At 67.8% G+C, this 12,424-nt stretch carries 9 protein-coding genes; 6 read left to right on the top strand and 3 right to left on the bottom strand.

The features are described 5' to 3' along the window. Positions 1 to 345 precede the first annotated feature (345 nt). The 6 genes from IAE41_RS20120 to IAE41_RS20095 all read left to right on the top strand — a co-directional run bounded on the left by IAE41_RS20120 (position 346) and on the right by IAE41_RS20095 (position 10,244). The gene (locus IAE41_RS20120; protein WP_200734323.1) at positions 346 to 2,799 is read left to right on the top strand and encodes a GH92 family glycosyl hydrolase; all 2,454 of its coding nucleotides are present in this window, start codon (positions 346 to 348) and stop codon (positions 2,797 to 2,799) included. A 96-nt stretch (positions 2,800 to 2,895) separates the two neighbouring features. Next, complete coding sequence (locus IAE41_RS20115; protein ID WP_079221715.1) at positions 2,896 to 3,945, top strand: LacI family DNA-binding transcriptional regulator; 1,050 nt, start codon at positions 2,896 to 2,898, stop codon at positions 3,943 to 3,945. A gap of 63 nt (positions 3,946 to 4,008) precedes the next feature. Further along, complete coding sequence (gene fucP / locus IAE41_RS20110; RefSeq protein ID WP_200734322.1) at positions 4,009 to 5,322, top strand: L-fucose:H+ symporter permease; 1,314 nt, start codon at positions 4,009 to 4,011, stop codon at positions 5,320 to 5,322. 7 nt (positions 5,323 to 5,329) lie between these two features. After that, positions 5,330 to 6,325: a carbohydrate kinase gene (locus tag IAE41_RS20105; protein WP_200734321.1), complete on the top strand. Its 996-nt coding sequence runs from the start codon at positions 5,330 to 5,332 to the stop codon at positions 6,323 to 6,325. After that, positions 6,322 to 7,548, top strand: coding sequence for an AGE family epimerase/isomerase (locus IAE41_RS20100; protein ID WP_200734320.1), 1,227 nt, complete (start codon positions 6,322 to 6,324; stop codon positions 7,546 to 7,548). Before IAE41_RS20105 ends, IAE41_RS20100 begins: the two co-directional genes overlap by 4 nt. Before the next feature lie 77 nt (positions 7,549 to 7,625). Then, a complete protein-coding gene (locus IAE41_RS20095; protein WP_200734319.1) occupies positions 7,626 to 10,244 on the top strand; it encodes a glycoside hydrolase family 2 protein in 2,619 nt (872 codons plus the stop codon). Between the two features lie 65 nt (positions 10,245 to 10,309). Here the strand turns inward: IAE41_RS20095 and mtnC are convergent, their stop codons facing one another. From mtnC to IAE41_RS20080, 3 genes are all read right to left on the bottom strand, one after another. After that, a complete protein-coding gene (gene mtnC / locus IAE41_RS20090) occupies positions 10,310 to 11,005 on the bottom strand; it encodes an acireductone synthase (RefSeq protein ID WP_200734318.1) in 696 nt (231 codons plus the stop codon). Between the two features lie 3 nt (positions 11,006 to 11,008). Next, positions 11,009 to 11,566 carry an acireductone dioxygenase gene (locus IAE41_RS20085; protein WP_079221721.1) on the bottom strand — a complete coding sequence of 186 codons (558 nt, stop codon included), beginning with the start codon at positions 11,564 to 11,566 and terminating at the stop codon, positions 11,009 to 11,011. A 92-nt stretch (positions 11,567 to 11,658) separates the two neighbouring features. Beyond that, on the bottom strand, positions 11,659 to 12,300 hold the full coding sequence (locus IAE41_RS20080) for a methylthioribulose 1-phosphate dehydratase (protein WP_108770673.1): 642 nt from the start codon (positions 12,298 to 12,300) through the stop codon (positions 11,659 to 11,661). Positions 12,301 to 12,424 lie beyond the last annotated feature (124 nt).

The following is a 12,424-nucleotide window of genomic DNA, read 5'->3' as shown; positions in this document are numbered from 1 at the left end:
GAGGGGGCGTGAGCGGCATGGATGCCGCGACCGAGCCTACATGGACGTATTTACGGCGTCCCCCTCAACCGGACCACCCCGCCAACCCACGGGATGCAGGCCTTTGAAGTTGACGTTGCCCTGGCTCGCAGCAGGTGCAGGGCTGCAAGCCCTGCCACGACCACCCCCTCTTTGCTGCGGCGCAGAATGCATGGATGGGCGCTCCCTGCTTTACTTCAATCGATCTAAATCCGCCGGGGTGCGGATTTGTACCGATGGAAACGAGGAGTTCGGCCCACCGTGGCCGGCGCCCCGCTGCCGCCCTGCCGCCAAGGAGTCCTGTCCGTGACCAGGTTGTCCCGCCGTCTGTCTGCCCGCCGCTCGCCGGCCCTGTCCCATCGCCCACTGGCGCGCGTCGCCTGCTTGCTGGCATTGGCCGTCACGCCCTGGCTGCAGGCCGCACCGGCCGCGCTGGAGCGCGAGGTCAATACCTTCATCGGCAGCAAGGATGACGGCAACACCTTCCCCGGCGCCTCGGCCCCCTTCGGCCTGATCCAGGTCAGCCCGATCGGCAGCCACTACTCCGGCTGGCGCTACGACGACGAAAAGATCCGCGGCTTCGGCCATTCGTTCCTGTCCGGCGCCGGCTGCTGGGAGCAGGGCGGCCAGGTCTCGATCCTGCCGGTCACCGGCAGCATCGGTCCGGGCGGCGATTTCGATACCGGCAACCCCAAGCAGTTCGACCACAAGGCCTACGCCTCGGCCTACACGCATGATGGTGAGGTCGGCCAGGCGGGCTATTACAAGGTGCGGCTGACCAGCTACGGCGGCATCGACGCCGAAGCCACTGCACGTACCCGCGCCGCAGCCGAGCGCTACACCTTCAGCCAGCGCAGCGGCGATGGCCACGTCATGATCAACGTCGGCCAGGCCAACGAGCGCCACTCGGTCATCGGCAGCGTGGTCGATGTGGTCGGCGACCGCGTGGTGGAAGGCAAGCTGGTCACCAAGAGCTTCTGCGGTGGCCACCAGTACACCACCTGGTTCCGCGTCGAATTCGACCGTCCGTTCAAGGCGCATGGCACCTGGAGCGAAACCGGTGGCCTGCCCAACGCGCGGCACAGCATGGAAGGCGAGCAGAAGCCGAATGGCGCCTGGCTCACCTTCGACCTGGCCAAGGGCCAGTCGGTCACTGCGGTAAGTGCGATCTCGCACGTCGATGCAGAAGGTGCACGCACCAACCTGCGCGCCGAGGGCATGCAGGGTGGGGCGCTGATCGGTTTCGACAGGATGCGTTCGCTGTCCCAGCAGGCCTGGCGCGAGCAGCTGGCGCGGGTGCGCGTGCAGGGCGGCAACGGCGATGACCGCACCGTCTTCTACAGCGCGATGTACCACGCGCTGCTGCAGCCGCTGACCGGCAGCGATGCCGATGGCCGCTACCGGGGTTACGACGATGGCATCCACCGCGCCGATGGCTGGACCTACTACGAGTACTTCTCGCTGTGGGATACCTACCGTGCGCAGAACCAGTGGCTGGCGCTGACCCGCCCGGACGTGGCCCGCGACATCGGCCGCACCCTGCTGGCCATCGACGAGCAGGGCGGCTGGCTGCCGCGCTGGGGCTACGCCAACTTCGAAACCAACATCATGACCGGCGACCCGGTCACGCCCTTCATGGTCGACCTGTGGCGCTTCGGTGCGCTCAAGGGCCGTGAATCGCAGGCTTGGGATGCGCTGCGCCGCAACGCCTTCGGTACGCCGCCGCTGAACTCGCGCATGGCTGGCCGTTCGGGCAACCCGACCTACCTGGACAAGGGCTACGTGGTCTATGACCGCGCGTTCCCCTCCAAGGGCATGGATGTCGATCCGCACCACGGCGGTTCGGCGACGCTGGAGTACGCCGTGGCCGATTGCGCGCTGTCGCAGATGGCCGATGGCCTGGGCCATGCCCAGGATGCGGTGACGCTGCGCGAGCGCGGCCGCAACTGGCGCAAGGTGTGGGATCCGCAGGTGCGTGATGCCGAGACTGGCTTCACCGGCTTCCCGCGCCCGCGCACCGAAGATGGCCAGTGGTACACCCCGGCCGACGGCCACTACAGCCCGCGCTCGCACCACGGGTTCCATGAAGGCACCGCGTGGCAGTACCAGTGGCTGGCACAGCAGGACGTGCCGGGCCTGGTGGAAGCGATGGATGGCCGCGAACAGGCCGGCCGCCGCCTGGATGCGTTCTTCGCGATGGACGCGCTGCAGGCCGACCCGCTCAACGCCGCCCGCAAGGAGTGGGTGGTCGGGCCCTACAGCTACTACAACCAGTTCCGCTACAACCCCAACAACGAGCCGGACCTGCACTCGCCGTGGCTGTACACGCTGATCGGCCAGCCGTGGAAGACCGCCGCCGTGGTGCGTGCCGCGCAGCAGCTGTTCACCAATGCGCCCAACGGCGTGACCGGCAACGATGACCTGGGCACGATGTCGGCCTGGTACCTGTTCAGCGCCATCGGTGTGTACCCGGCGGTGCCGGGCAGCGGCGAGTTCCTGCTGCACACGCCGCGCTTTGCCAAGGTGGAAGTGGACATGGGCAACGGCCGCACCCTGCGCATCGACGCACCGGGCGCCGACGGCCGCCGCCTGCAGTACGTGCAGGGCGTGCAGGTCGATGGCCAGGCCCATGCGCCGGTGTGGCTGGACTGGAACCGCCTGCAGCAGGGCCCGCGCGTGCGTTTCGCCCTCGACGGCCAGGCGCCGACGCAGGGCTGGGGCACCGCGGTGGCCGATCTGCCGGTCTCCTGGTGCGCTGCACCAGGCAGCCAGCTGCGGTGATCGGCGCTGTGCCGTTCGAGGCAACCCAGCGAACGGCACGGCACGACAGCGTCACGATCCATTAGGCTTGAGGCTCCAGCGGAGTCCGGGAAGACGATGAACGACAACGGCGGCAGTTCCAGCAAGCGTTCCGGCAAGGCGGTGACGGTGACCGACATCGCCCGTGCCATCGGCGTTTCGCGCGCGACCGTGTCGCTGGTGCTGCGTGGCAGCCCGCTGGTCAACGTCGATACCCGGGCCAAGGTCGAGGCCGAACTGCGCCGCCAGCGTTATGTCTACAACCGTGCCGCGGCCAATCTGCGCCGGCGCACCTCGTCGAGCATCGCGCTGGTCATCAACGATCTGTCCAACCCGTTCTTCGCCGAATTCGCCTCCGGGGTGGACGAGGCGCTGGGCGGGCGCGGCTACGTCACCCTGCTGGGCAGCACCGGCGAATCGCCCGAGCGCCAGCAGGCCGTGCTGTCCACACTGATGGAACACACCCCGGCCGGGCTGATCCTGTCGCCGGCCGAGGGCAGCGATGCCACCCTGGTACGCCAGGCGCTGGGCGCCAACGCCAACGTGCTGCTGTTCAACCGCGAACTGGACGGTGCCGACTGGGACTTCCTGACCCTGGACAACCAGCACGGCGCCTACCTGGCCACCCGCCACCTGATCGAGCGCGGCCATCGCCAGATCGCGTTCTTCGGCGGCCATGCCGATTCCAGCTCGTGCCACCAGCGTCGCGCCGGTTTCCAGCAGGCCCTCGCCGAGGCCGGGCTGACGCTGCCGCCAGGCTGGATGATCGAATCGGCGCCGAACCGCCTGGAAGCCGCTGCGCGCACCGACGAACTGTTCGTCGATGGCCACCGGCCGAGCGCAGCGGTCTGCTACAACGACACCGTCGCGCTGGGGCTGATGCTGGGCCTGAACTCGCGCGGCATCCGCCCCGGTGGCGATTTCGCGGTCACCGGGTTCGATGACATTTCCGAAGCCTCCGTGGCGGTGCCGCCGCTGACCACCCTCACCGCCGACCCGCGCGAGCGCGGCCGGCAGGCGGCCGCACTGCTGCTGCAGCGCCTGGACGATCCGGATGCACCGCCACGGCGCACCGTCGCCCCGGTGCAGCTGCGCATCCGCGAAAGCAGCGCCGCCCGACCCAACTGATTCCCTTCAACGCACACTCCTTCCACGCAACAACGACCTTCCGCGCATCGAGGCGCGAACCGCATGCCGATCTCCGCAACGCCCCGCCCATCGGGTTCCCCCGGCAACGCACCGGCCGTCACCAACGGCAAGGCACTGGCCGTGGTCACCACCATCTTCTTCATGTGGGGCTTCCTGACCTGCCTCAATGACATCCTGATCCCGCACCTGAAGGCGGTGTTCGAGCTGAACTACGCCAAGGCGATGCTGGTGCAGTTCACCTTCTTCGGCACCTACTTCCTGATGTCGTTGCCGGCAGGCCGCCTGGTGGCAGCGCTGGGTTACAAGAAGGGCATCGTGGCCGGCCTGTTGATCGCCGGCATCGGCGCGCTGGGCTTCTGGCCGGCGGCAGAGCTGCGCGAATATGGCGCGTTCCTGGGTGCGTTGTTCGTGCTGGCCACCGGCATCACCGTGCTGCAGGTCGCCGCCAACCCCTATGTGGCGCTGCTGGGTCCGGAACAGACCAGCTCCAGCCGCCTGACCCTGGCCCAGGCGCTGAATTCGCTGGGCACGGCCATCGCGCCGATCTTCGGCGGCATGCTGATCCTGTCCAACACGGTCAAGAGCGCCGATGAACTGAAAGCGCTGCCGGTTGCCGAACAGCTGGCCTACCGCACCGCCGAGGCACAGGCCGTGCAGGGCCCGTACGTGGGCCTGGCGGTGGCGCTGGTGCTGCTGGCGCTGTTCGTGTTCCTGTTCCGCCTGCCGGCGCTGAGCGATGCGACCGAACAGGCCGACCAGGGCCATCACCACAGCTACTTCGATGCACTGCGCAAGCGCCACCTGCTGCTGGGCGTGCTGGGCATCTTCTTCTACGTCGGCGCGGAAGTGTCGATCGGCAGCTTCCTGGTCAACTACCTGTCGATGCCGAGCATCGGCGGTTTCAGCGAACAGCAGGCGACCCATTACGTGTCGGCCTACTGGACGATGGCGATGATCGGCCGCTTTGCCGGCTCGGCCCTGCTGGCGCGCTTCTCGCCCAGCCGCCTGCTGGCGATCTTCGCGCTGGTCAATGTGGGCCTGCTGGCAACGACGATGATGACTTCCGGCAGCGTCGCGCTGTACTCGGTGGTGGCGATCGGCCTGTTCAACTCGATCATGTTCCCGACCATCTTCGCGCTCAGCATCGAGCGCCTGGGCCCGCTGACCAACAAGGGCTCCAGCCTGCTGATCATGGCCATCGTCGGCGGTGCCGTGGTGCCGTACCTGCAGGGCGTCCTGGCTGACCACATCGGGGTCCAGGCCAGCTTCATCCTGCCGCTGCTGTGCTACGGCTACATCATTTTCTACGGTCTGGTCGGCGCTCGTACGCCGGCCTCCGCAACGCAGGGAGGCTGAGTCCAGAATGGGTGCCATTGTCTGCTTCGGCGAAATTTTGATCGATCTACTAGCGCAGCCGCCGGCTTCGGCCGACACCCCGCGCGCGTTCCTGCAGTACGCCGGCGGTGCGCCGGCCAACGTGGCCGTGGCCGCTGCGCGGCTGGGTGCGAAGACCCAGTTCGTGGGCATGCTCGGCCGCGACATGTTCGGTGACTTCCTGGCCGAGAGCCTGGTCGAGCACGGCGTCGGTACCGACTACATCGTGCGTACCGATGCGGCCAAGACCGCGCTGGCCTTCGTCGCGCTGGATGCCGCAGGTGAGCGCAGCTTCAGCTTCTATCGCCCGCCGGCGGCGGACCTGCTGTTCCGTGACAGCGATTTCCAGGCCGCGTGCCTGGACAACGCGCAGTGCTTCCACGTCTGTTCCAACAGCCTGACCGAAGCGGCCATTGCCGAGGCGACCTTCGCCGGCATGGACCGCGCCCGCGCCGCCGGCGCGGTGGTCAGCCTGGACCTCAACCTGCGCCCGGCGCTGTGGCCGGCCGATGTCGATCCGACGCCGTGGCTGTGGCAGGCGCTGGAGCGCGCCGACCTGGTCAAGCTCTCGCGCGAGGAACTGGACTACCTGGCCGCGCCGCACGGTGCCGAAGGCGACCAGATCGTCCTGCAGCGCCTGCTGGCTGCGCAGGCACGCTGGGTCATCGTCACCGATGGCGCCGCCACGCTGCACTGGTACACCCGTGAGCAGCAGGGCCAGGTCACCAGCTTCAACGTGGCCACGGTCGATACCACCGCCGCCGGCGATGCCTTCGTCGGTGGCGTGCTGGTCGGCCTGCTGGAGCGGGGCGGCGCCGGTGCGGGCTTCGCCGCGTTCTGCCAGGACCCGCAGGCCATCGCTGCCACGCTGCGCTTCGGCGCTGCGGTCGGCGCACTGGCCGTTACCCGCAAGGGCGCGTTCGCCGCGATGCCCTCGCTCGATGAAGTGCAGCAGCTGCTGCAGGCACAGGACCTTCCCGCATGAGCACCTCGCCCGATTTCCGTTCGCCCGCGTTCCTGCGCGCACACATCGCCGACACGATGGCGTTCTACCACCCGCGCTGCATCGATCCGAACGGCGGTTTCTTCCACTACTTCCGTGATGACGGCAGCATCTACGATGCCAGCCACCGCCACCTGGTGAGCAGCACGCGTTTCGTCTTCAACTATGCGATGGCCTACCGCGAATTCGGCAATGCCGAGTACCGCGAGGCGGTCGAGCACGGCGTGCGCTACCTGCGCGAGGTGCACCGCAACCCGGCCACCGGCGGCTATGCCTGGACCCTGCGCGATGGCAAGGTCGAGGACGACATGAACCACTGCTACGGCGTGGCCTTCGTGCTGTTGGCCTACAGCTGTGCGCTGAAGGCCGGCGTCGAGCAGGCCCGCACGTGGATGGACGAAACCTGGCAGCTGCTGGAAGCACGCTTCTGGGAGCCGCAGCACGGCCTGTACAAGGACGAAGCCGATGGCCAGTGGAACTTCACCGGCTACCGCGGGCAGAACGCCAACATGCACATGTGCGAGGCGATGCTGGCCGCCTTCGAGGCCAGTGGCGAGCAGCGCTATGTCGAGCGCGCGCTGCAGCTGGCCGACAACATGACCCGCCGCCAGGCCGCCAAGGCCGGCGGGCTGGTCTGGGAACACTATGACGTGAACTGGGAGATCGACTGGGATTACAACCTGGACAATCCCAAGCACCTGTTCCGCCCGTGGGGTTTCCAGCCCGGCCACCAGACCGAGTGGGCCAAGCTGCTGCTGATCCTTGACCGCCACGTGCAGGCCGACTGGCTGGTGCCGACCGCGCAGCATCTGTTCGACGTGGCCGTCGAGCGCAGCTGGGACGAGGCACGCGGTGGCCTGTACTACGGCTTCGCGCCGGAGTCGCGCCGCCAGCCGGGCATGGACGGCGCGCCGATCGGCGGCGACAGCTTCGTCTGCGACGACGACAAGTACTTCTGGGTGCAGGCCGAAACGCTGGCCACCGCGGCGCTGATGGCCAAGCGCACCGGCGATGAGCGCTACTGGCAGTGGTACGAGCGCATCTGGGCGTATTCGTGGGAGCACTTCGTCGACCACCAGTACGGCGCCTGGTTCCGCATCCTCGATGCCGACAACCGCAAGTACAGCGACGAGAAGAGCCCGGCCGGCAAGGTGGATTACCACACCATGGGCGCGTGCTACGAAGTGTTGAACGTCGTTCGCTGAGGCACGTTTCGCCGAACGCATGACGCATGGAAATGGGTAGCGCCGGGCCACGCCCGGCGGAACACCAGGAGCATCACGTGCATCGTCTTTCCCTCGTTGTCCGTCTGCTCCTGCTGCTGGTCGTGGCGGCTGCATTCCCTGCCGCCGCCGCGCCGCTGCAGGCGCAGTGGGAATTCCGCCTGCTGCCGGGCGATGCCCAGGGTGCCGCCCACCCCGGGCTTCAGCAGTGGCGTGCGGCCACGGTGCCCGGCAGCGTGCACACCGACCTGCTCGCCCATGACCTGATCCGCGATCCTTACGTGGGCGCGGCCGAGGCAGAGCTGCAATGGATCGGCCTGGCGAGCTGGGAGTACCGCGCACGCTTCGACGTGGATGCGGCAACCCTGGCGAAGCCGAATGCCCAACTGCGCTTTGACGGGCTGGACACCTACGCCGAGGTCACCCTCAACGGCAAGCCGCTGCTGCGCGCGGACAATGCACACCGCACCTGGCACGCGCGCGTGGAAGGGCGCCTGCAGGCCACGGGCAATGAACTGCTGATCGTGTTCCGCTCGCCCATCCGCACGCTGCTGCCCGGCGTACAGGCGATGCCGCACAGGATCGCCGGCAACTATCCCTCGCCCTATGGTGATGAGCCGAAGGATGCGATGGTCGGCAACTTCGCGCGCAAGCCGGCCTATCACTTCGGATGGGACTGGGGCCCGCGCTATGTCACCGCCGGGGTCTGGCGTGGCGTGGATCTGCAGGCCTGGGATACGCACCGGCTGACTGACCTGGCCGTGCGCACCGATGCACTGGACAGCCGGCAGGCGAAGCTGGCGGTGCTGCTGCAGGTGGAGCAGGGCAATGCCGCCGGTTCTGCCGTGGTGGATGTGGACGTGCGCGACCCCGAGGGCCGCAGCGTGGCCCAGGTGCAGCGTACGGTGCTGCTGAAACCGGGCGCGAACACTGTCGAGATTCCCGTTGAACTGGCTGATCCGCGGCGCTGGTGGCCGGTCGGCCACGGCGCGCAGGACCGCTACAGCGTGCAGGCACGCCTGGAGGGCGGGCGTTCCGCTGAACTGGCGCGCGAACAGCGCATCGGCCTGCGCACCGTCGAGCTGCGCCGCGAGGAAGATGGCAAGGGTGGGCAGGGCTTCGCCTTCGTCATCAACGGCGTGGAGATCTTCGCCAAGGGCGCCAACGTCATTCCGTTCGATGCGTTCCCCGCCCGCGTTGATCCTGCGCGGCTGCGCCAGGTGCTGACCGCCGCCCGCGACGCCAACATGAACATGCTGCGCAATTGGGGCGGTGGCTACTACGAGGACGACGCGTTCTTCGACATCGCCGACGAGCTGGGCCTGCTGGTCTGGCAGGACTTCATGTTCGGCGGCGGCATGCAGCCCGGCTACGATCCCGCGTTCCGCGCCAGCGTGGTGGCTGAGGCGCGCGACAACGTGCGCCGCCTGCGGCACCACCCCAGCATCGTGGTGTGGTGTGGCAACAACGAGGAAGAAACCGCCTGGAAGGACTGGGGCCACGGCCGTGACCTGAAGGCGGCCGACCCGGCATTCGCAGCGAAGGTGTGGCAGGGCTATGTGGACCTGTTCGGCCATGATCTGCGCCAGGTCGTGGGTGAGGAGGGCCTGGGCGTGCCGTACTGGTCCAGCTCGCCCAGCAACGACCTGGACGAAAAGGCCAACGATTCCACCCGCGGCGACAAGCACTACTGGCAGGTCTGGGGCAATCCGGCGCTGCCGGTGCAGGCGTATCTGCACGAGACCCCGCGCTTCATGTCCGAGTACGGCCTGCAGGCCTGGCCGGCGGTGGCGACGGTGGACCAGATCGCGAGCCGCGACGAGCAGGGCATCGACAGTCCGGTGATCCGTGCCCACCAGAAGTTCATGGCAGGCGAGGGCAACAGCAGGTTGCTGCACTACATCGCGCTGGGCTATGGCACGCCGAAGGACTTCGAGGATTTCGTCTACCTCAGCCAGGTGATGCAGGCCGATGGCATTGCCCTGGCGGCACTGCACCACCGCGCATCGCGGCCGTACACGATGGGTTCGCTGTACTGGCAGCTCAACGACGTGTGGCCGGGCGCATCGTGGTCCAGCGTCGATTACTACGGGCGCTGGAAGGCGCTGCACTTCGCTGCACGGCGCTTCTTCGCGCCGGTGACCGTGGCAGCGCTGCGTGATGAAGGCAGCACGCGGGTGCGCCTGATCAACGATGGTGCGGCGGTGCAGGCGAGCTGGCGGCTGCGGGTGATGGACGTGGATGGCAAGGTACTGCGCCGCCGCGAGGTGCCGGTGAGCCTGGCCGCGGCGGGCGTCACCCCCGTGGGTGACTTCGCCGATGCCGAACTGCTGGCAGGCGCGGACCCGAAGCGCACCGTGGCGGCGTTCGAGCTGCTGCAGGAGGGCAAGGTGAGTGCACGCCAGGTGGTCGGCTTCGTGGAGGCCAAGGACCAGGTACTGCCGCGGCAGGCTTTGAAGGCGGTGCTGGCCATCGACGGTGACCACTACCGGTTGCGCCTGCAGAGCGCGGCCTACGTGCGCGCGGCGTGGATCGACTTTGGCGCGCTGGACGTGCAGGTGGAAGACAACCTGCTGGACCTGTTGCCGGGCGAGACCCGTGACATCGCCGTACGCGGCCCGGTGGACCTGGCGACGCTGCGCGAAGCACTGAAGATCAGGACCCTCAACGATCGTTGAGCGTGGTCGGGTGGGTGCGGACCGTTGGTGGTGGGTGCGGACCGTTGTTCCGCACGCCTTACGGGTTACAGCTGGATCTGCTGGAAATTCTCGACGCGGTCGTGGCCGTTGGCGGCCTGGCCGGTGCGCGGCATCGGGTAGTCATCCAGGCGGTCGATCAGGCGCGTCTGCAGGCCAGCCTCGCGGGCGGCATCCAGTTCTTCCACCACGTCCGACAGGAACAGGATCTCACCGGCCGGCACGCCGATCGCCTGCACGATGTTGCGATAGCTGTCCGCCTCGCGCTTGCCGCCGATCTCGGTATCGAACCAGCCCGACACCAGCGGGCTCAGGTCGCCTGCATCGCTGAAGCCGAAGAACAGCTTCTGCGCCGGCACCGAGCCGGAGGAGTACACGTACAGCGGCAGGCCCGAGGCATGCCAGCCCTTCAGCACCGGCGCCACTTCCGGGTAGAAGTGCGCGGTGTAATCACCGCGACGGTAACCGGCATCCCAGATCAGGCCCTGCAGGGCCTTCAGCGCCGTGTGCTTGCGGTCCTGGTCGATCCAGCCCTGCAGCGTCTCGGCCACCAGGCTGTCCTGGCAGACGCCACCGATCTCGGTGGCCACCGCATCCAGCCAGCGGCGCACCTCCGGCTGCTGGCCGTGTTCGGCCACGAAGGCCGGCAGGGCCTGGCGGGCATAAGGGAACAGCACGTTCTTGACGAATGAGATGCTGCTGGTGGTGCCTTCGATGTCGGTCAGGATGACGCGGGGCTGCATGGATCAGGACGCCTGGGTGGGAACGTAACGGGGGAATTTCTGCGCAATGTCGGTGCCGGTGAAGTGACCGACCCAGCCGTCCGGCTCGGTGAAGAAGCGGATGGCCACGAAGCTCGGCTCATCGCCCATGTCGAACCAGTGGGTGGTGCCGTCGGGCACGGCGATCAGGTCATCCTTCACGCACTCGATCTCGTAGACCTTGTCACCCACGTGCAGGGTGAACAGGCCCGAGCCTGCGACGAAGAAGCGCACCTCGTCTTCCTTGTGGAAGTGTTCGTCGAGGAACTTCTTCCGCAGTTCGGCGCGGTTCGGGTTGTCCGGGGCGATCGACGCCACGTCCACGCTCTTGAAGCCGCGCTCGGCGACCAGGCGGTCGATGTCCGCACGGTAGGCGGCGAACACTTCGTCCTGGCTGGCGCCCGGCGCGACCGGCGCGGTGGCCTGCCAGCGCTCGAAGGTGACGCCGATCTTCTGCAGTTCGGCCGCGATGATCGCGCCGTCCTGGGAATCCAGCAGCGGTGATTCGGGATGGGTGTCGTCGTAGATGCGCAGTCGGCTCATGGCGGCAGCTTGAACGTCTCGGGGGGAAGACAGGGTAACAGGGTGGTGAAGGGCGGCAGATTCCGGATTGGAATCTGCACCCCGGCGCCGGTTCAGCCGCGCAGCTTGCGCAGTTCCAGCTCGCAGTGGAACAGGAACTCGAAGGCTTCCATGTGGCGGCGCGCTTCGGCCATGTCGCGGCCCCAGGCATACAGGCCGTGGCCGTCGATCAGGTAGCCCCACAGGGGCTGGGTGTCGAGCAGGGCATCGACCTGCGCCGAGAGCACGTTCATGTCCTGGGTGTTGGCGAACACCGGCACGTCGATGGCCATTTCGTGGGTGCTGTTGCCGGCGAAGGCCTTCAGCAGCTCGTAGCCTTCGATGCGGATGTGGCCCTGCGGCGCGTACAGGCGCGAGGCGATGGTCTGCACCGGTGAATGGGTGTGCAGCACGCAGCCGATCTCCGGGAAGCGGCGGTACAGCTGGGTGTGCAGCAGGGTCTCGGCGGACGGACGCAGCGGGCGGCCGACGGCCAGGCCGTCGAAGTCCACCACCATGATGTCGTCCTCGATCAGGCGGCCCTTGTCCTTGCCCGAGACCGTGATTGCGGCGTGGCGGTCGTCCAGGCGGTGGGAGAAGTTGCTGCTGGTGGCCGGGGTCCAGCCGGCGTGGGCCAGTTCGCGGACGTTGTCGATCAGCAGCTGGGCCAGTTCGCTCAGGCGCGCGGTGTCGTAGGGGAAGGTGGGGGCGTTCATGCGGTCGATTTTACTGGATTCGGCCAACGGCTGAGCCCCTCGTGGCGGGTTGTTCGGGTTGAGTCCCTGGGTTGGGGGGGGGGGGGGGGGGGGGGGGGGGGGGGGGGGGGGGGCGGGGGGGGGG

The organism is Stenotrophomonas sp. S39, assembly GCF_016624665.1.
GTDB lineage: Bacteria > Pseudomonadota > Gammaproteobacteria > Xanthomonadales > Xanthomonadaceae > Stenotrophomonas.
Note: the sequence above shows the minus strand (reverse complement) of the source record. Positions and strands in the feature narration are given on the sequence as shown.